The organism is Tengunoibacter tsumagoiensis (genome assembly GCF_003967535.1).
In the GTDB taxonomy this organism is placed as follows: domain Bacteria; phylum Chloroflexota; class Ktedonobacteria; order Ktedonobacterales; family Ktedonobacteraceae; genus Tengunoibacter; species Tengunoibacter tsumagoiensis.
Window position 1 is genome coordinate 2,552,901 of record NZ_BIFR01000001.1, and the last position, 20,722, is coordinate 2,573,622.

Here is a 20,722-nt window from a genome sequence, read left to right on the forward strand (position 1 = left end):
CCCTTTACTTCTCCGTACGAGCGGCAATAGCAGCGACAATCTTCTCCGAGGCATCGCGCATATCCTTACCCCAGTCCAGTCCTGCGTCCTTCAGAATTGCGCGACCCTCCTCTGCACCAGTACCGGAGAGGCGGACTACAATTGGTAGACCCTTGGGAAGCTCTGCCTGAGCCAGAATGACCCCTTTTGCTACCTCTTCACCGCGCGTAATACCGCCAAAGATATTGACTAGAATCCCTTTTACCTGTGGATCGCGAGCGACAAAAGTGAGTGATTTGCGCATCACCTCAGCCTTTGCTCCACCACCGATATCCAGGAAGTTTGCTGGCTTGCCGCCTGAGCGAGCGACCATATCCAGTGTTGTCATCACCAGACCAGCGCCATTGCCAATAATCCCCACATCGCCATCCAACTTCACATAGGTCAGGCCTTCTTGTTTGGCCTCAAACTCTAGCGGATTGGCCTCTTCGGGCTCAGACCAGGTGGCATACTCTTTCTGGCGGAAGAGACCATTGTCATCAATCACGATCTTGCCATCAGCGGCCATGACCTTGCCATCAGTTGTGTACGCAAGAGGATTGATCTCAGCCAGATTCGCATCGCTCTCAATAAAAGCCTTCGCCAGACCTGCCAGAATGGCAGCAGCGGGACGGATCACATGTGAAGGGAAGCCAGCGCGGCTCACGATATCCAGAGCCTCAAAGGGGCGGAGGCCCCAGCGCATATCGATTGGCTGCTGAATAATCTTCTCGGGCGTCTTCTCAGCTACCTCTTCAATATCGATGCCACCCGCGGTCGAGACCATCACTACAGGGGCCTGAGACTTACGATCCAGCACAATACCCAGATAATATTCTTCTTTAATATCAATCTTTGACGTGACCAGAACCTTCTCGACCGTTAGACCTTTAATATCCATTCCAAGGACGCGAGCAGCGGCCTCACGTGCTTGCGTGGGAGTATCACCAAACTGAATGCCGCCGGCCTTTCCGCGCCCACCCACATAGACCTGAGCCTTAATAACGACCGGACCACCAAGTTCCTGGGCAATAGCTTCGGCCTCTTCTGGTGTCGAGGCTACACGTCCGGGCTGAACCGGGACGCCATAGCGTGCCAGAATATCCTTGGCCTGATATTCATGAATCTTCAAAATACATGCTCCTTGTGATACATACGGGATACAGCTTCGTATCCATCCACTATTGTAAAGGAAAATGACTCGCGCAGGCAAGACAAGAAATACCATGAGTGGCTGTCTACGTCCTGGATTCGAGGCTCTTATCGCGTCTGTCTCCAGGCAGGCAATGTTTTTGACTACTGACCCCTCTCATTATATGCCCCATAGTTAAAACCAGTCAATGAAAAACCTCCCTTCCCTATTGAAGAAGAGAGGCAAAACAGACAGTAGGGGTCTCTTTCGTTGAGGAGCCCAACCCGTGCTCCCTCCAATGGAAACAATCGCACATCCACGAGTGTATGAGAGAGCACACAGGGCCAAAAAAGGCAATGGCCTCTATGCACTGACCTCCGTAACTGCCAGTTCGAGCGGCTCGGACGTTGGTTCGTCTTTGCCCTTCTGGCGCATCGTCGCCGCCGCATCTTTATCGCGAATAGCCAGTGCAAAGCCAATCGCTGCAAGCACCAGAATGGCAGAGGTGATAAAGCCAGCATGATAGGCAAAGTAGTTGGGCTCGGTAGCACCAGAGGTAGTCGTATGGATTGCTCCAATCGTGCTAATGACAGTACTCGCAATAGCTACCCCAATGGCAGAACCAACCTGGCGTTGTGTATTATAGATCGCTGAGGCCTGCCCCGTCTCGCTTGCAGTGATAGTAGCAAAGGCAACGGCCTGATTGGGCAAGAAGATATTGCCCATACTCATCCCGATCAAGAACATGAGTATGCGCATGATCCATAGATTTGTATCTGGTCCCATTACCACGAGGGCGGCCATCATAATCGAGGCGCTAATAATTCCGGCAGCTATCATACGGCGTGGTCCAATGCGTGGATAGAGGCGCGAGCCAATCTGGACGCCGGTGATGACCCCTAGCGCTTCCGGAAAGGTTGTAAGACCAGAAGTGAGGGCATCGACTCCACGCGCCTCTTGCAGGAAGAGAGGGGTGGCATAGAGCACACCCATAAAACCCGCGCTCGTTAATACCGTAATCAGATTGCTATTGCGGAATAGGCCATTGCGCATCAGGCGCAGATTGAGCATGGGGGTAGCTATGCGCAACTCAACAAAGATGAAGATGGCCAGCAATAGCAGGCCGCCAATCAAACTCCCCAAAATCATGGGGTTGCTCCAGCCATAGTTGGGACCTTCGCTCAATGCATACATCGTCAGAGCCAGGCCAATGCCAGCCAGCAGGAAGCCGGGGATATCGAAGCGGCTCTTCGAGCTCTCTCGGCTCTCATGGAGGAAGAGAATGCCAAAAATCAAGGCTGCGATCCCAATGGGGACATTCACAAAGAAGACCCAGTGCCAGGAAAAGCTGGTTACAAGCAGGCCGCCGAGAACTGGACCAGAGGCTGGCGCAATGACCGTAGGGATATTAAGGATGCGCGAGACCTGAACACGTTCGGCAGGTGGAAATGTACGAATCAGCATCGCATTTCCCACCGGAGTCAGTGCTCCACCAGCAATACCCTGTAATGTGCGGAAGAGCACCAATTCTGTCAGATTATTGGCCAGACCACAGAGAGCTGAGGCGAGCGTAAAGAGCGCAAGGGCCCCGAGAAAGATTCGACGCGAACCGAAGCGATCGCCTAACCAGCCAGAGGCAGGGATAATAACGGCGAGACTGACAAGATAGGAGACAACGATGGCATCGACCGAAGCTCCTGTGATGTTAAAATCACGTGCAATCGAGGGGAGCGCTGTGTTAACAATGGTGGAATCCATAATGCTCATAAACATGGCGATTACAAAGACAATGCTAATGCTCACCTTTGGATTTATCTTACTATGATACATGCAGAAAAAGCTCCTGGGATGAAGGGCCTTAAGAGGGACATGGTCTGTTTGCTGATATACGTAGTAGTGCCATACGAAGTGGTGAAGAGATCAAAAAAAATCAAGAAAAACAAACTCACATTGAGTTTGACTTCACCAGTTACCGGGTCCTACTGATAGAAATATACCGACAATGGATAAACAAGAAGATCTCTCAAGCTTAATACGGTAAGTCATTCTATTGTAGTTTTTTTTTACGCTCTTCGTCAATGAACAAATGTTCTTTAATTGATGTATTGGTCTCTTAATTATTACGGATGGTCAATGCGATAGCTTGCGCATCCAGAGAGACCATGCCTTTTTGTTGCCCGAGGCCCGTTCGTTACCTTTTAAACCGATTGGACCAGTGTTTTCTATGCACTAATGCGCAAAATGGGTTATAGCTATCCCATAACCCATTTTATAAGATAGCTATTTACCGCCATATCCGTTATAATAATAAAATACTATGAAATACTCTTACACCAGAGAGAGTAAAGCTTGACGTTTATCGATAAACAGACTAAGATGCGGACAACTATTCAGGTTTATGTAGGAATACAAAAATGACAACCATTTATGATATTGCAAGGGCCATTGGTGTCTCTCAGACGACGGTGGCCAACGCCTTGAAAGGGAGAGGAAACGTTAGCGATGCCATGCGGCAGCGGATTTTGGACTATGCGCAAGAGGTTGGTTATCGTCCTAATGTTCTAGCCCAGAGTTTGACGCAACGCAAAACCTATACCATTGGCTTTATATTGCCAACCATAGCTAATCCGTTTTATCCTGAGATTGCCGAAGAGATTGAACATCTGGTTGCTCAGCAGGACTATCAAGTTCTGCTCTGTAATACCCGTGGAGATGCTCAGCTTGGCCGGAAACACCTCGAGCGCCTCCAGGGGCGGTGGGTAGATGGCATTATCGTCATGGGAATTAGTATGGATGTGGCCGATATTCAGGTGCATTTTAACCAGGGATTGCCTACTGTCCTGTGTGACTGGCAGGAGAACGAATCACCTGAAGGTATCCCTCAGGCAAGCATTGATTTTTATCAGGCAGGCGCTCTAGCTGCACATCATTTACTGGAGATAGGGCATCGTAAGCTTGCAATCATTGTCCATGAGCCATTACAGATCCATCGTCTCGAGGGTTTCCGTTCAACACTGGCTGAAGCAGGCATATCGCTTCCCGCTGAATGGATTCAGCAAGGCGATTCCACGCTGGAAAGTGGCTATGAGGCAGCCAGAAGATTGCTGCTCTCTCAGCAGCATCGTCCAACAGCCATCTTTGCCACAAATGACTGGATGGCGATTGGTGCAATGGGAGCTGCGCGGGATCTTGGGCTACGTATTCCGCAAGATCTCTCAGTTATTGGCCTTGATGACATCGTCGTTGGCGAGCACTATCAGCCAGCGTTAACGACCATCGCAATCCCCAAACAAGAGCTGGCCAGGGCCGCTACGGAGCTCCTCCTGCAACAGATTGCCAGGGCAGACCAGATCACTCCTCTGGTACTGGTTCAGCCATCACTTCTTGTACGCCAATCTACCGCAGCTCCTTCAACATCAATGAGTACGAACGTCTAACAGTCACCTGCAAAAAAGAGCCTCCCATACGCTTGACATTTACCGGTAAATCCATTATCCTTGTGGTAGGTTTATCGGTAAACATGCATTCATTGATGATAAAGTGTTTATCAATTTTCATGCTAAACCTTATCAGGTTAAGCATTTCTGCTCCCAGGTCCGGTTGAATGGCATGAGTGATTATCTAGTGATAATCATGAGAGCTATGCTTTATTTTCAGGCGTCATTGTTGATTGCGTGAAATTCTTGTGTGTTCAAGATGATGACTGTTCAACATGTGTGCGCGCTCGCAAAACGGTGAGCGACCAGCATAATTGAGTGGGCATCAACGTATCCTATCCGTCCAAAGGAGTACATGCGGTATGCAGTACGTTTCTAAATCTTTGCCGAAGTTATCGCGCACAGCCCTTCTCACTGTCCTCTCGACATTATTGGTTCTTCTGGCTGCTTGTGGGAATGATACTAGTTCAAACACTAGTAGTAGTAGTAGTGGTGTTGTAAACCTGACCTACTGGTCCTGGATCCCCAATTTGCAAACTTCTATTGATCTCTTCAATAAAACTCATCCAAATATTCATGTAAACTGGGAAACGGTTCCATCTGGTTCCAGTGGCACCTATGCTAAGATGTTTACTGCATTAAAAGCTGGCAATGCTCCTGATCTCGGGCAGGTCGAATATCAATTTCTGCCCACCTTTGAGGCAACTGGTGGTCTGGTCGATCTCTCACCATATGGTGCAAGTTCGGTCAAAGACAAGTTTGTCCCCTGGACCTGGGGTCAAGTGACCCAGGGCAATGCAATTTACGCCATTCCACAGGATACAGGTCCGATGGTGATGTACTATCGTGCCGACCTGTTTGAGAAATATAACATTCCTGTTCCCACTACCTGGGACGAGTATGCAGCGGCTGCTCAGACGCTACACAAAGCTGATCCCAATATCTTCATTACAGACTTCCCTCCGAAAGAGTCTGGCCAATATATTGGTTATGTCTGGCAGGCTGGTGGCCGTATGTTTAACATTGATGGTCAGAACTGGAAAGTGGGCATCAATGATCCTGCTTCGAAGAAGGTTGCCAACTACTGGCAGGGATTATTGGATAAGAATCTTGTGACGACTGATCCTGATTTTGCACAGGGCTGGTACAATGACTTGCAGACTGGCCGCAATGCAACCTGGATCTCTGCCACCTGGGGTGCCAATACCATCCTTTCGAACGCGGCTTCTACATCGGGTAAATGGAAAGTTGCTCCTATGCCACAATGGAGCGCGGGCCAGAATGTTGCAGGTAACTGGGGTGGTTCGACCACAGCCGTTTTCAAGGATTCGAAGCATCCAAAAGAGGCCGCTGAGTTTGCTCAATGGTTGAATACGGACGCTCAGAGCGTGACGAATATGGTCAACGGTGCACAACTCTATCCAGCGCTCTCCTCTGCGCTTGATACGCCCGCTTCTAGTGACACGGCCAAGTTCTATAGTGGACAGAACATCAACGAGGTCTTCAAAGCTGCATCAAACAGCGTGGATGTAAAGTTCCAGTGGGGACCAACGATGAGCGATGTCTTTACCAGCATGGGCGATAGTTTCACCAATGCGATTAATGGCAAAGGCACGCTGAGCTCGGCTCTGGATGACGTGCAGAAATCTACAGTCGATAGTATGAAAAAGCAGGGCTTTAGTGTTAGCCAGTAGCACAGCCCCACTCCTCAAGATATTCTAATATCCATTCAATGATTAGATGTCTGGGGCAGAGAGAGGCGATAGAACGACCTCTCTCTGCCATCTTCCTCCCCCAATGATGTCCCGGTCCTGTGAGGTTTTATCTCCTCGTTGGCATAGTTCGATGCGTAAGAGAGGATTTTTATGATGGCAACAAGCTCATCCTCTTTCGTGAAGAAAGTTGAGCAGAGAGCTCTGCCCGAACGGCGTCGTTTACGTCGCACAAAAGCGGTTCCATATCTCTTTCTTCTACCGTTTGGTACCATGTTCGTGTTGTTTTTTATTGTGCCGATTGGATATGCACTGTATCAGAGCCTGTATCAGACGCAGCGTAGTGGTCTGGGATTGAGCGCTCCAAAGATGGTTTTTGCAGGTCTGAGCAACTATCAGCAAGTGCTAACCGATGGAAACTTCTTTGGCGGACTGGGGCGTGTGCTTCTGTTTGGCGTCGTGCAGGTGCCTATAATGCTTTGTCTGGCTTTATTGCTGGCACTACTGCTCGACGCGAAGACTGCGCGCTTTAAGAGCTTCTTTCGAGTCTCGTTCTTTATCCCTTATGCTATTCCAGGCGTTATTGCTGCCTTGCTCTGGGGCTATCTCTATACGCCTCAACTGAGCCCATTTGTGCAGCTTGCGCATCTGGTGGGAGTGCCCGAGCCAAATTTGCTTGGTGCTGGAACGATTCTCTGGTCGATGGCGAATATTACCACCTGGACCTGGACTGGCTATAATATGCTGATCATTACGGCTGCCTTACAGGCGATTCCTCCTGAGCTTTATCAGGCGGCTCAGTTGGATGGAGCGACCAGCCTTAGTATTGCGCGTTATATTAAGATTCCTATGATTGCTCCAGCGCTTGTAATGACCTGTATCTTCTCCATTATTGGAACATTGCAGCTTTTTACTGAGCCTCTGGTTCTCAGCTCGATCTCCAATAATGTAACCAGCAGCTATACTCCAAACTACTATGCCTACTTTACAGCATTTAGTAATAACAACTACACCTACACGGCTGCTCTGTGTGTTGTACTGACCGCTGTTTCGTTTGTGTTCTCGTTCGGGTTTCTTAAACTGACCCGGCGTTATTCAGGAGTGTAGTGAGATGCAGACATCTATTGATAAGGGCCGCGCTACCAGGTCAGCTCGCCGATCTGCCCCATTCAAGCCCAGTAGTATTCTGGTGCCAGCTGTTCTCTTTGTCTTCGCGATCTACTTTTTATTGCCCTGCTACTGGCTGGTTGTTTCAGCGACGAAGAGTACGCCAGACTTTTTTAGCACGTTTGGTCTCTGGTTTGCGCCGCATTTTAACTTTTTTACCAATGTGCAGAATCTGTTGACCTACAATGGCGGGCTGTATACGACCTGGCTGTGGAACTCTTTCTTCTATGCCAGTGTTAGCGCAGTCCTGGGCACACTTTTTTCGTCGATGGCGGGATATGCTCTCACCAAATTTGTGTTTCCAGGGCGGAATCTGATCTTCTCACTGATCCTGGGTGCTGTTCTGGTGCCTGCACCAGCCCTGGTGCTACCCCTCTACTTATTGATGAGTGGAGTACACCTGACCGATACTATCTGGGCCATTATTCTGCCCAGTATCGTGAATCCATTTGGCGTGTATCTGGCTCGTATCTATGCAGAAGCCTCGGTGCCCGATACGTTATTGGATGCCTCGCGGGTCGATGGCGCAGGTGAGTTCCGCATTTTCTTTACGATTGTTATGCGCATTCTGTCGCCTGCTCTTGTCACAATCTTCCTCTTTCAGTTTGTGGCTGTCTGGACGAACTTCTTTTTACAGTATGTGATGGTGAGTAATCCTGCACTTTACCCTGTGACTGTTGGCCTCCAGACCTGGAATACAACCTATACCAGCGGTGGGGCGGGTGGCGTTCAATTTGTCTATAGCCTGATCTTGACGGGTGCGCTGCTCTCTATTGTTCCGTTGGTGATTGGTTTCCTCCTGTTGCAGCGTTACTGGCGCAATGGTCTGACATTGGGGAGTCTCGCCAATTAGCTCGTGCTCTGCATGAGAGTATGTATGTTGAAACAATGTCGTAGGGAAAGGTGTGTTATGACGCAGATTTCGGATCAGACAAAGAGGGATCTCAGGGCATTCCCCTCGCGTTTACCTGCATTTTACTTCGGAGCTGATTATAATCCTGATCAGTGGACCCCCGAATGGGGCTATCAGGATGAGCAGATCTGGCTGGAAGATATCCGTATGATGAAGCTGGCTCATGTGAATGTGGTGACGATTGGAGTCTTTAGCTGGGTGGGCTTGCAACCCGCTGAAGAGATAGTTAACTTTGCCTGGCTGGACCGCATTCTGGATCTGCTGGCACAGAATGAGATCTTTGTCTGTCTGGCAACCCCAACAGCGGCGATTCCAGCCTGGCTGGCGGCACGTTATCCCGAAGTTTTGCCTGTGGATGCTCAAGGGATTCGACGTGGCCATGGTTCACGACAGAATTATTGTCCAACCAGCCCTGTCTTTCGTCGGCTGGCTGCGAATCTTGTGAGGCAATTGGCCGAACGCTATGGCAACCATCCAGCGCTTTTGAACTGGCATATCAGCAATGAATACTATGGATCAGCCACGGAAGGGAAAGATCCCTGCTATTGTGAGCGCTGTCAGGCTCGTTTTCGGCAGTGGCTGCAAACCCGGCATGGCTCGCTCGAACAACTGAATCGTGACTGGATGACGGCATTCTGGGGGCATACCTATACAGACTGGGAGCAGGTGACTATGCCTGGACCCTACACAGATCAAGGGGTCCAGGGGCAGATGGTGGACTTTTTGACATTTGTGTCTGATATGTATCTTGAATGCTATCTCAATGAGCAGGAGATTCTGCGAGAGATAACGCCAGAGATCCCCATCACAACAAATTTTCTTGGCGTATTCAGACGACTTGATCTCTCACGCTGGGCTCCCCATCTGGATGTTATGTCTTACGATTCCTATCCAGCCCGCACAACTCATCCAGCTGACATCGCCTTTCAGCATGACGTTATGCGGAGCCTCAAAGGGGGCCAGCCATTTATTTTAATGGAGCAGACTCCCAGCCAGGTTCAGTGGATGGCGCAGAATCCTTTGAAGCGACCAGGAGTCATGCGCCTGCTCAGTTATCAGGCGATTGCGCATGGTGCGAATGCCATTCAATATTTTCAATGGAGACAGTCTCGTGGATCGTCTGAAATGTTCCATGGAGCTATTGTTGCGCACGCGGGCCATGAACACACACGTGTCTTTCAAGAGATTACGAAGCTGGGAACGGAACTTGGAGCTTTAAGTACTGGTCCGGGGAAGGGACTGCTTGAAGCGCGAAATTTGGCTCGCGTGGCTCTCCTATTTAGCTGGTCAAACTGGTGGAATGTCGAGTTTCGTCCAGGCCCAAGTGATCAGATTCGTTATATGGATGAGGTTCTGCAATACTATCGTGCGCTCTGGAAAGAGAATATTGCCGTTGATATCATCTCTCCCGATACAGATCTGACACCCTATAAGCTGGTTGTAGCTCCTCTTATGAATATGGTGAGTGCAGAGCAAGGTGCGGCTATCGAAGCCTATGTTGCGAATGGCGGTCTGTTTGTGACGAGCTATTTTAGTGGTGTGGTGAATGAGAAGACCCTTGCCTGGTTGGGTGGGTATCCTGGACCATTGCGCAAAACTCTGGGGATCTGGGTTGAGGAGTATGATCCTCTGGAACCAGATATGGCTAATACCATCGTTGTGCCTGAGGGTTCACCGCTGGCTGCTGGACGATACTCTGCTCGACTCTGGTGTGATCTTCTGCATCTTGAGGGGGCCAGAGCTCTGGCCAGCTTTGGCGAAGACTTCTATGCAGGCTACCCGGCAATAACGGAGCACCAGTTTGGGAAGGGGCGCGCCTTCTATGTGGCGACGCGACCAGAGGAGGCTCTGCTCTCATCCTTACTTACCTCGTTGCGCAACGACCTTCAGCTCGCCCATCCAATCATCTCAGCAACCGAGGGGATAGAGCTTGTACAGAGGACAGGTGCTGGTAGTGGTAGCTACACATTTGTGCTCAACCATTCCACCAATGCGGCACATGTGACCCTCTCTGAACCAATGTATGATGTAGTGAGCTCTACCCTCTACGAAGGGAGAGTGGAGGTACCCGCAAAAGAAGTACTGATTCTGCGCGAACTCAGCCACGAGAACCTTCCTGTCAATCCTTGATTCTATAACTGGTTAGATGCTAGTATGCTAGTATGCTAGCATCTAGTAAGGAAGGATTAAGCCATGAGGGAAGCAAAACAGCAATTTAATGTGTATTTGAGCCCGGAGCTAGTCAAGCGCATGAAGCATCGTTCCATTGATGAGCAGCTTTCGCTCTCTGATCTGGTTGAAAAGGTATGATAAACGTTTCTTAGAAATATAGCGAATCCTTGACAATCCATGATTACTCTGTCATACTAGAGCGATGAAGTTAAGTGACTATGCAAAGCAACAAGGCGTCCGATACGAGACTGCATGAGATGGTTTCGTGATGGCAAGATCAAAGGCTATCGAGTCGGAAAACATACGGTGATGATCGATGAGGGCCAAGAAACCTTTTTCGATCATCCGAAAAACGTCGCTATCTATGCTCGTGTTTCTTCCGCTGAGAACAAACCCAACCTGGACAGCCAGGCAGAACGGTTGGTCGCCTATGGTGTCGCCAGAGGCTATCAGATTAGCAAAGTCGTCAAAGAGGTCGGGTCTGGAATCAATGACGCACGTCCGAAATTTTTGGCTTTGCTCGAAGATCCTGGCATCACTGTGATTATCGTCGAGCATAAAGACCGGGCCAGCCGCTTTGGCGTGCGCTATATTGAATCGCTTTTACGAATCCAGGGGCGCACCCTCGAAGTGGTCAATCAGGCGGAAAATGGGACGGAAGATCTGCTTGCTGATCTGACTTCCATCATTTACTCGTTCTGTGCCAGGCTCTATGGCCAGCGAAGGGCGAAACGGAAAACAGAGCACATTGTCGAACAATTGCAGGGGAAGGTGGAAGAAGATGCACCTGGTTGAGCAGCATGTGATACAGAAAACGGATGCACGGTTTCCGACGATTGATGCTGCGTGTTTTGCCTCAAAAAATCTGTACAATGCGGCGCTCTACGCTCTCCGTCACCACTATATTTGGCACCAGACGTTTCTCACCTCCGTCGAGATGGACAAGCGGATGCAATCGCACGAAGCCTACCAGGCGCTTCCAGCCAAAGTGGCGCAACAGGTGCTTCGTGTGTTGGAAAAAAACTGGATCTCCTTTTTTGCATCTCTTGCCGAGTGGAAAAACCATCCTGAGAAGTTCAAGGCTCGCCCTCGGCTCCCAGGATACCTCGATAAAACAGCAGGCCGAAACGTTCTGATCTATACGATGCAGGCGGTGAGTCGCTCGAAACGAACCCTTGGCAGGCGCATCATCCAGCCTTCTGGGCTCGCTATTCAGGTAAAAACTCAACAAGATCCCTCCAGTATCGATCAGGTACGCATCGTTCCCAAGTCAGGCTTTTATGTCGTGGAAGTGATTTATGAACCCAAGCCCAACCTATCGGCAGTGGACCCGGCCTGGGTGGCAGGCATTGATGTCGGGATGAACAATCTGGCCGCGCTAACTTCAAACAAACCGGGGTGTGTCCCGATCCTTGTTAACGGGCGCGGTATCAAGTCAACCAATCAGTGGTATAACAAACGCCTTGCCCAGTTACAAAAAGCTCGTGGCCGCCCTGGCTTCACCCGTCAGATGCAAGCATTGACCACTCGCCGCACGCGTCGCATTGACCATGATCTGCATCATGCCTCTCGTTTGCTCATCGACCTTTTGATCGCTGATGGGATTGGCACGCTGGTGATCGGCAAAAATGAGGGGTGGAAGCAAAACAGTCATCTGGGAACGCGAACGAATCAACAGTTTGTGCAGATCCCGCATGCCCGTTTCATCGAGATGCTGACCTACAAGGCGCAGCGTGTTGGGATCACGGTGATCCTCACAGAAGAGTCGTACACCAGTCAAGCGAGTTTCGTGGATCGTGATCCGTTGCCTCCCTACCAAAAAGGCAAGGCCACTGAGCAGCGGTTCAGTGGGAAACGCATCACACGCGGTTTGTATCGAACGAAAGAGGGTCGACTCATCAATGCGGATCTCAATGGGGCAGGCAATATTGTGCGAAAAGTAGCACCGAATGCCTTCGGGTCTGACGGTGTAGAGGATGGGAGAGGCCACGAGCCGGTAGTCCATCCAGTGAAGGCAGTCATTCCCTTCACACCCCGAAAACGAAAGCGACTTCCGGGCCCTGTGTCAGGATTCGCTAGCGTTTAGGAACTATTTATGCGCTATCTAGCTGAGGCAGAGAATACTGCCAGATCTGAAGTGGAGCCAGTTGGCGAGCAGGGGGTTCAGCCCACTTTGCAGCCAATGATTCATGTTGAGGATATGAGTAAATCCGTTGAATTTTATCATACGTTGGGGGCAACCATCGTCCAGGGGAGCCGTGATGGGGATTGGACCTTGCTACGTTTTGGCGAAACAGAAGTGAGTCTACTGCGCATCCAGCGAATCCGGAGCAGAACGAGGGGAAAGTGGAGCTGAATTTTGCCTATACAGCCTCACTGGAAGCCTTAGAACAAAGGTTGCGCGAAGGTGGAGTTGATATTGTCCGTCCGGTTGGGGATGAAGGTTTTGGCTATCAACTGCAAGTACAGGACCCTGATGGAATGCTTGTCAAAATCAACCAGCTCAAGCCAGAACTGTATCAGTGAAGCCTTTCTTAATGGCAGAAGAGGTTGGACCGCAGAGGCCAACCTCTTCTGCCATGTGCCACTAAAGCATTTGTGTTTCGCTCTATAAACACGACAATATCCTTGCGTGCCAGACAGACTGAGCAGTCAAAAAGCTTGCACAAAAACAAGGTCTACAAAGGAGCTTCCCTCTGCCGGGTTAGCGAGCTGTTCCCGGTCTGGATGCCAGGTGAAGATATAGGATGCGAGCGTACGACGTACAGAACCATGGCCACCTGAAAAAACTACGATAAATACGTAGAGATATTATTGTTGGACTGGTTGAGTGTTAATAAAATAGCGAAGTCGTTAGGTGAGATAAATTTTTCAAGGATGTGCGTAAGATCGGCATGGAGAGTATCCGCATCGGTGAGATCGGTGCCATTGAGATCAGCCCCATGGAGATGTCCAAATTGCAGATTGGCCCCTCGTAGATTGGCCCCGCTCAGATCAGCCCCATAGAGACGAGCATGTTGTAACTGTGCTTGACTGAGGTTTGCATAGCGCAGATCGGCCCCACTAAGATTTGTGCCTCGGAGATCTGCCTGAATGAGCCGCGCATACGTCAGGTTGGTGCGGTAGAGGCGTGCTCCACTCAGGAGTGCCCCTGTGAGATCAGCTCTGGTAAGATCAATCTTACTCAGATCAGTGCGGCTGAGATTGGCATAACTGAGATTGGCATCCTGAAAGATAGCGTCAGAGAGGAGTGTCGTACGCAACTCTGCTGAGTGAAGATTGGCTTCGCACAGATTGGCTCTGCGGAGATCAAGCCCACTCAGATCCATGCCATGGAGATCGGCATGCACCAGATCAGGATTGATATCAGGTTGTTGTGCTCTCCAGGTGTTCCACTGATCTTTGCCTGCTGCCTCAGTGCAGCATGTTTTGAGGAGGTCGAGATGCGTTGAATCGGCCATAATATTCCTCTTTCGCATTCTTGCTAATGATCACTGTACAAACGAGCAGGATGGTTCTCCTCTACTAGCAGAGGCCCTAAGAAATCCTGATAAAAGAAATACGAATGAGGTGCCATTAAGGCGCATAAATTCAGCCTTATTTTGTATGTAAAATCATTCATTCATAATTACAAAACTATAGACAATTTATCTGTCCTTTCGAGAAGCCAGTGAAGTACAGCTACGGGCGTGTTTAGACGACGGTCGCATCCATTAGCGAACGGATGCGACCGTTGGGCTTATTTCAGGATCTCGTGGAGCTTCGCGGCGAAGGTGACGGCGTGGGCTCCATAGCCGCCATGGTCACCTGGGAATTCCACCACCTGTGTATCCAGGTGTTCGGCCAGCAGAGCGGCGGGACGATAGGCAAACTTGCCGGCCAGATGATCGCGAGTCTCCAGACCGCCCGCCAGAACGATCCGCTCTTTGTGTGCGGAGAGAAGTGTCAGGTTGGGCCTGTAATGGGTGAAGGGCAGGAGTTCGTGGCCAAAGAAAAGGTCCATATTTCCAGCCATACGCGCCATGGTAGCTGCAACCTCCGGAGGGAGTGGAACCGCTGGCGGCTGCATGGTGCCCTCGAGGCCAACGCCCACTGCCCACGCGTTCATCGCCGCGCCAGCTCCCTCGCGCTGGTAGATCTCGTAGACGTGCTCGTTAACTGCGTGCCAGGTGGCTGAGTCAGGCAATATCTCCAGCAATGGCGGTTCGTGGGCGATCAGCTTTGCGACCCGCTCGGGATGGCGGGCGATCAGGTCGAGACCGACGATTGCGCCCGAACTGGTGCCAAAGACGATGGCTGGCTCAGGAGTAACGGCCTCCAAGAGTCGGCTTGCGTCGTCGCTATGAATAGCGATACTCTGGTCCTCTGGTGTATTGTCGAGCGGACTGCGCGAATTGCCACGTGGATCGTAGGTGACGACGGTGTAGTCCTCGGCCAGGATCGGCGCAATGGCCTCGAAGACGCCCGCATCGGTGCCTCCGCCCGCGATCATGAGCAGAACAGGGCCAGAACCACGTGTCTCATAGTAAATGGTTGCTCCAGGGACTTTAAGGGTCTGCGTTTTCATACTATGTTCCTCTAATCAAATAATCAAATACATAAAATACCTATGTTCTTTGCTACATATGAGTTTCATGCCCGCTGCCGGGGAGCTTACCTCAGGTCAATTGATCCTCAGAAGAGTTGTGGGTGGCCAGGCGCTGGCGCAGGAGGATCTGCTCTGCCTGATTGTTCGTCAGAGTGATGGCTCGCAGTTCGGCTGCTCGGGCATGCTCACTGCGACCAAGTTCCAGCAGAAACGCGCCGCGAATGGCGTGAAAGCGATGATATCCCTCAAGATCGCGGGTCAGAGCCTCGACCTCGTTCAGCGCCGCCACTGGCCCTGCGACATAGCGTAGGGCGACCGCCCGGTTCAGGCGCACCACCGGCGAGGGGGCCATAGTGAGCAAGAGATCATAGAGGGCCAGGATCTGCTGCCAGTCTGTCTCCTGCCACGATGTCGCCTCTGCGTGACAGGCAGCCAGCGCGGCCTGTACCTGGTAGGGGCCAGGACGACCAAGCGCTGCTGCCTGCTCGATCAGGCGCCCGGCCTCACCAATCATCTGATGATTCCAGCGCGCCCGGTCCTGGTTGGCCAGCAGGATCAGATTCCCCCCGGAATCGAAGCGGGCGTCTGCTCGGGCCAGATGGAGGCGCATCAGAGCTAGCAGGCCCAGTGCCTCCGGTTCTCTGGGATAGAGGCGCGTGACAAAGGCCGCCAGCCAGGCCGCGTCCTCGGCCACATCGCGTTGCGTAGAAACGCCGCTGGTGCTGGCAAGATAGCCCTCATTGAACATCAGATAGAGGACGGTCAGGACTTCGCCCAGGCGCTCGTCGAGCTCCTCCTCGCGGGGCACACGATAGGGAATGCTTGCCTGCACGATCTTCTGCCGCGCCCGTACCAGTCGGCGTGCCACCGCCGACTCCGAGGCCAGGAAGGTATGAGCGATCTGGGCCGTCGTGAAGCCGCAGACGGCCCGCAGAGTCAGAATTACCTGGGTCTCGCGGGACAGCGCCGGATGGCAACAGGTGAACATTAGCCGTATCCGATCGTCTGGCTCGGAGATTACCGGGCGTTCTAGGAGCGCAAGCTGATTGCGATAACGTGCATCGCGACGAAGCTGGTCGATGGCGCGCCGTCGCGCCACCGTTAGCAACCAGGCACCGGGACGAGCAGGAATGCCTTCGACTGGCCAGCGCTCAAGTGCGACCAGGAGGGCATCCTGGACGATCTCTTCGGCAACCTCGAAGTTACCAAGTAAACGTACCAGCGCTCCAACCAGCATACCGGCCTCTTCGCGAAAGACTGTGCCGAGCGCAGCCTGAATCTCCTGCTCGGGAGCCTGAGGATCTTGTGGGGTATCAACCATCGGCGCTCAGGCTCCCAGTAGCGGCCAGATCTCTACCACGTGGTAAATGGGTACGCTGCTGGTCCACTTTTTGGCCAGCTGTAACGCCTCATCCAGATCGGCTACCTCAATTTCAGCATAACCGCCAATTACCTCAGTTCCCTCGAGAAATGGGCCATCGGTAACCAGCAACTGACCGCCCGCGCCAGCGTGCACGCTGGTAACTGTATGCGGTGGATGGAGTCCATTGTCGTGACGCAGATACGCCTGGTGCTCGGCCATCCACTGTCCCGACTTTGCTCGTACCTGGTTGCGCTCCTCTTCCGACATCGCCAGCCAGGCGGCCAACTCCTCTGGAGGGGCGCAGAATAGCAAGAAATATTTCATATGATCGATCCTTTCATCTCTCTCCTGCATTGCTATTCCCACAGGGTCTCTCCTGCCCGGAACAGCTCCGCACAGAGTACTCTGTTATGTGTTCTTTCTCCTATACGACGAATAGATAAGGCCCGAAAAGGACATTCCGGTGAATGTTGTTCTCGCCTACCCAAAGAATCTGTTGTTCCATTGTTTTTTCTGGCTGATCATCTTGTTATTTTTTCGAAAATGGTCGCTGTGACGATATGATTCAGCGCGCCTGACTTGTTTGGAGGAACTTATTCACCAGGATCCGTTTACGATCCTGATTTTTTTTGCTTGCGTAAGGAAACGTGCGAGGTTAGTATGAGGGAGTGATGAGGTTCAGCAGGCATAGATGAGGTCTATACCTCCCTTGATTCAATGATAAAAATGTAGTGAGAGTAGTTTATCGGTACAACCAGATTAAATGGTAAAGACATCTTCATTTGAGCACAAAATGAAGAACCTCTTCGTGCTCATTCACCAGATAATGTGGCTGTACCTGGTTTACCCATGCAGGTGCAAGCTATCTCATCTCAAAAGTTATTCTTTGCTAATAATCTCCAGTAGCTCTGGTATTCTGTTCACCAGTAATGTGCTTGCCCAGGAGGTTCCGGCCAGATAGATAAGCAGGGCATAGAGGAGAGCGAGGGGCAGAGTGAACAACCAGAGCCAGCGCATCTGAAAGAGCAGAGGCAAAAGAAAGGCGGCCAGGACAGGGAGTAAGATCAGTATCTCCAGGCCGAATGCTCCCAACGCTCGTAATGATTTTGCACAGCCACTCTGCGATCCAGTTGCTGGTGTATTGCGGTAGCCCTTTTGTGCCAATGCCATGCGACTGGGGAAGAGCAGGGAAAGTACATTGCCACAGCCAAGCAGAACGATCAAGCCTGTCAGCCCTGCCAGACCAATGGGCCAGATCAGATCCATGTTGTTTGTAAGCCAGGCCACAACAGGGATGCAGATAGCCATTTCAAGGATCCCAAGACCCAGAGTGACCAGATTCTTTGCCCACAAGAGCTGTCGCGGTTTAATCGGAAAAAGCAAGAGGGTCGTCAGCGATTGGCGTTCAACCCCCAGAATATTATTCGAGAAGAAGAGAAGCGAGAAAAAGATGATTAAGAGTAGATAGATCATTCGCCAGTAACCCAGCCCTTGATTAAAAATGCTGTAGCTCATCAGAACAATCACAAAAAAGAAGACTCGAACGACAATCGTTGTCAACTGAGGATCTCGGCGGAAATATTTAAGATCCTTAAGGGCCAGGGCTAATGTCTGTGGTGGCAGGAAGGAACGTCTCCTGGTCTGTTTGATGTTTTGAGGCATGGCTCTGGTAGATTGTCCAACATTTTTCGTCGAGGCATTGTTTTCAGGCGTTGCGAGAGCACGTTCGACGGCTATTATCCAGAGAGAGAAGATGCCAATCGTCGTTGCCAGCAGTCCCAGGAGCCAGGCAATACTAGAGAGCCACTGGCCCGCGACAGCCTGCTGGAGGGCTTTGGCAGCCATGCCGGGAGGAAACCATTGAAGATAAGGTGAGAATGAATTGTTTTGTATCTTCGTAATAAAGTTGATGCCAGCGCTCCCAGTGAAGGCAAAGCGGCAGAGGTAGCCAGACATAGAGAGCAGTGCGATCAGAATCACCCCAAGATCACGGAAGCGACGGGTCAGCAAGAGGCTCATCAAGAGCGAGAGGATCAACTGGCTCAGGCCAATGACCTGAGCATAGAAGATAACAACCACCGCAAACGTCAGCAGGAAGAGTGGAATCGACGTTGTCAGTCCGGCCACAACCGCAACCAGAGCAAAGAAGAGCCAGAGTGTCGAAAAATCCAGAAACGTTGAGATGACCATTCCAGCCATGAGCTCGAGCCGTGTCAGCGGAAATTGATTGAGCTTGGAGAGGTTCAGACCCTCATTTGTTTGAAATCCAATCAGAGGAAACAAGATCCAGGATACTGTTACCCCTGTAAAACCAAGCGAGAGAAGCTCCATACTTAATTGTTGAGGGGCGAAACGGAGGGTAATAAAGACACCAACTGCAATGAGAATACTAAATACAAGGGTTATAATTAATTGTATAATCAGCAGGGCAATTCTACCGCCTTTATTCCCTGCTCCTTGAATACTACGTTGAAAGATCTTCCAACGCAACCAGAAGAGCCAGCGTAGCTTCTGGCTGTGTATAATCATAAAAAAACTCTCTCTCTTCGTACATACTGACATTAGAATGTGAATCTATTCTCTATACGGAATGAGCCGCATAAAAGTTTATTCTCTCATTAGATGTGATGGACCCTGTAGATCACTAGACTAGATCAGAGAGGATTTTGCACGAGCGAAGATGAGAACAGCATTAAGAGCAGCAATAATGAGAAGAAATGAGATTAGAATCCTGTTCTGATCCCCAAAGGATGTCATAGTGAGAGATAGATAGTAAGAACAGAGAATCGCCCCTCCAGGTTTGTTAAAACGAGGAGAGGCGATTTTTTTATGAGTATTTGTGCACGTAACCTAGCTGCGAATGAAGGCCAGGACCTCATCGCGTCTGGCTTCCATCGTCGCTTTGTCGTTCGCCTCGACGTTCAGGCGTAGGAGGGGCTCAGTATTTGATGGACGAACATTGAACCACCAGTTGCCGAAGTCGAGCGTCAGACCGTCCAGCTTATCGACGGATTGAGCGGCTGGGCCAAACTTCTCTTCCAACTCCTTCAGTTTGCTCTGTGCATTGCTGACAGTGCTATTGATCTCGCCACTGCGCACGCCCCGATCCAACGGTTTAATGATCTCAGAGAGAGGCTTATCCTCGATCGAGATTAATTCCAGCATAATCAGTAGAGAGATCAGGCCGGAGTCGGCGAACCAGTTGTCGCGATAGTAGAAGTGACCGGAATGCTCACCGCCAAAGATGCCATTGACGCGGCGCATATCGGCCTTAATAAACGAGTGACCGACACGTGTGCGTACTGCCGTCCCACCAAGCTCTTCAATGAGAGCAGGCACACTCTTTGAAACGATCAGATTATAGAGAATAGTAGAGCCAGGATGTTTATGGAGCAGGCTATTGGCGACCATCTCAGTGACTTGAGAGCCATCGACCAGGTCCCCATGCTCATCAACAGGAAACATACGATCGGCATCGCCATCGAAGGCAGCCCCGACATCGGCTCCGGTCTCACGAACCTTCTTCTGGACATCAACCATATTCTCGGGCTCAATCGGGCTGGCTGGATGATTAGGGAAGCGTCCATCGAGCTCAAAGTAAAGTGGAACCAGCTCGCAGGGGAGATGTTTGAAAACCTCGGGCATCACCTTTCCGGCCATCCCATTGCCTGCATCCACCACCACTTTTAGGGGCTTAAGTTTTGTGACATCGATAAACGAGAGTGCATGTTTCACATAGTCTTCCGTAATATCGCGCGTCGTCACCGTCCCTTTTTTTGTGGGCTCTGCAAAATTGCCGCTGACGGCCAGATCGCGGATATCGGCCAGACCGGTATCTTTGCTAATGGGGAAGGCCTCAGCGCGACAGAACTTGATCCCATTATATTTGCCAGGATTGTGGGAGGCTGTGATCATCGTACCGGCAGAATAGCGGAACTTGCCAACGGCAAAATAGAGGCCATCGGTTGTCGTGAGGCCCAGATCGACCACATCCACGCCTTGATCAGTGATCCCCTCGATAAAAGCCTGGGAAATTTGGGGAGAAGAAACGCGCATATCGCGGCCAACAGCAATCTCAGACACCTGTAAATACTGAGCAGCTGCACGACCAATGCGATAAGCTACCTCTTCAGTGAGAGTATCGCCATAGACGCCACGGACATCATAGGCACTGAAGATAGAGGGATTGACGGTCACATGTGATGTATTCATCATCCATA

16 protein-coding genes and 1 pseudogene are annotated in these 20,722 nt (G+C 50.9%); 9 read left to right on the forward strand and 8 right to left on the reverse strand.

From position 1 onward, the window contains the following. Nucleotides 1-4: 4 nt before the first annotated feature. Together sucC and EL628_RS10030 are read right to left on the reverse strand one after the other, a co-directional pair. Nucleotides 5-1,150 (reverse strand): ADP-forming succinate--CoA ligase subunit beta, encoded by a 1,146-nt coding sequence (sucC, locus tag EL628_RS10025; RefSeq protein ID WP_126579813.1) that lies wholly within the window; start codon nucleotides 1,148-1,150, stop codon nucleotides 5-7. 363 nt (nucleotides 1,151-1,513) lie between these two features. Next, nucleotides 1,514-2,980, reverse strand: a complete 1,467-nt coding sequence (locus EL628_RS10030; RefSeq protein ID WP_126579814.1) for an MDR family MFS transporter — start codon at nucleotides 2,978-2,980, stop codon at nucleotides 1,514-1,516. A gap of 584 nt (nucleotides 2,981-3,564) precedes the next feature. On the opposite strand from EL628_RS10030, the gene EL628_RS10035 reads away from it, so the two are divergent. From EL628_RS10035 to EL628_RS10075, 9 genes and pseudogenes are all read left to right on the forward strand, one after another. After that, on the forward strand, nucleotides 3,565-4,587 hold the full coding sequence (locus tag EL628_RS10035; protein ID WP_126579815.1) for a LacI family DNA-binding transcriptional regulator: 1,023 nt from the start codon (nucleotides 3,565-3,567) through the stop codon (nucleotides 4,585-4,587). Between the two features lie 362 nt (nucleotides 4,588-4,949). Beyond that, nucleotides 4,950-6,281: an ABC transporter substrate-binding protein gene (locus EL628_RS10040; RefSeq protein ID WP_126579816.1), complete on the forward strand. Its 1,332-nt coding sequence runs from the start codon at nucleotides 4,950-4,952 to the stop codon at nucleotides 6,279-6,281. Nucleotides 6,282-6,455: 174 nt separating this feature from the next. Further along, on the forward strand, nucleotides 6,456-7,406 hold the full coding sequence (locus tag EL628_RS10045; RefSeq protein ID WP_174719970.1) for a carbohydrate ABC transporter permease: 951 nt from the start codon (nucleotides 6,456-6,458) through the stop codon (nucleotides 7,404-7,406). A gap of 4 nt (nucleotides 7,407-7,410) precedes the next feature. Further along, complete coding sequence (locus EL628_RS10050) at nucleotides 7,411-8,319, forward strand: carbohydrate ABC transporter permease (protein WP_126579818.1); 909 nt, start codon at nucleotides 7,411-7,413, stop codon at nucleotides 8,317-8,319. A 57-nt stretch (nucleotides 8,320-8,376) separates the two neighbouring features. After that, a complete protein-coding gene (locus EL628_RS10055) occupies nucleotides 8,377-10,509 on the forward strand; it encodes a beta-galactosidase (protein ID WP_161975397.1) in 2,133 nt (710 codons plus the stop codon). 244 nt (nucleotides 10,510-10,753) lie between these two features. Beyond that, a pseudogene (locus EL628_RS10060) lies at nucleotides 10,754-11,346 on the forward strand (IS607 family transposase). After that, nucleotides 11,333-12,637, forward strand: coding sequence for an RNA-guided endonuclease InsQ/TnpB family protein (locus EL628_RS10065; RefSeq protein ID WP_245994049.1), 1,305 nt, complete (start codon nucleotides 11,333-11,335; stop codon nucleotides 12,635-12,637). Before EL628_RS10060 ends, EL628_RS10065 begins: the two are co-directional and overlap by 14 nt. Nucleotides 12,638-12,646: 9 nt before the next feature. After that, the gene (locus EL628_RS10070; RefSeq protein ID WP_126579820.1) at nucleotides 12,647-12,907 is read left to right on the forward strand and encodes a VOC family protein; all 261 of its coding nucleotides are present in this window, start codon (nucleotides 12,647-12,649) and stop codon (nucleotides 12,905-12,907) included. Further along, nucleotides 12,898-13,077, forward strand: coding sequence for a VOC family protein (locus tag EL628_RS10075; protein ID WP_126579821.1), 180 nt, complete (start codon nucleotides 12,898-12,900; stop codon nucleotides 13,075-13,077). Before EL628_RS10070 ends, EL628_RS10075 begins: the two co-directional genes overlap by 10 nt. A 263-nt stretch (nucleotides 13,078-13,340) precedes the next feature. Here the strand turns inward: EL628_RS10075 and EL628_RS10080 are convergent, their stop codons facing one another. From EL628_RS10080 to EL628_RS10105, 6 genes are all read right to left on the reverse strand, one after another. After that, nucleotides 13,341-14,012, reverse strand: a complete 672-nt coding sequence (locus EL628_RS10080) for a pentapeptide repeat-containing protein (RefSeq protein ID WP_126579822.1) — start codon at nucleotides 14,010-14,012, stop codon at nucleotides 13,341-13,343. 278 nt (nucleotides 14,013-14,290) lie between these two features. Then, nucleotides 14,291-15,118 (reverse strand): alpha/beta fold hydrolase, encoded by an 828-nt coding sequence (locus EL628_RS10085; RefSeq protein WP_126579823.1) that lies wholly within the window; start codon nucleotides 15,116-15,118, stop codon nucleotides 14,291-14,293. A 91-nt stretch (nucleotides 15,119-15,209) separates the two neighbouring features. Further along, the gene (locus tag EL628_RS10090) at nucleotides 15,210-16,460 is read right to left on the reverse strand and encodes an RNA polymerase sigma factor (protein ID WP_126579824.1); all 1,251 of its coding nucleotides are present in this window, start codon (nucleotides 16,458-16,460) and stop codon (nucleotides 15,210-15,212) included. 6 nt (nucleotides 16,461-16,466) lie between these two features. After that, nucleotides 16,467-16,826: a YciI family protein gene (locus EL628_RS10095; RefSeq protein ID WP_126579825.1), complete on the reverse strand. Its 360-nt coding sequence runs from the start codon at nucleotides 16,824-16,826 to the stop codon at nucleotides 16,467-16,469. 555 nt (nucleotides 16,827-17,381) lie between these two features. Continuing rightward, on the reverse strand, nucleotides 17,382-19,031 hold the full coding sequence (locus tag EL628_RS10100) for a hypothetical protein (protein WP_126579826.1): 1,650 nt from the start codon (nucleotides 19,029-19,031) through the stop codon (nucleotides 17,382-17,384). A 321-nt stretch (nucleotides 19,032-19,352) separates the two neighbouring features. Next, nucleotides 19,353-20,717, reverse strand: coding sequence for a phosphohexomutase domain-containing protein (locus EL628_RS10105; RefSeq protein ID WP_245994051.1), 1,365 nt, complete (start codon nucleotides 20,715-20,717; stop codon nucleotides 19,353-19,355). Between the last annotated feature and the right edge of the window lie 5 nt (nucleotides 20,718-20,722).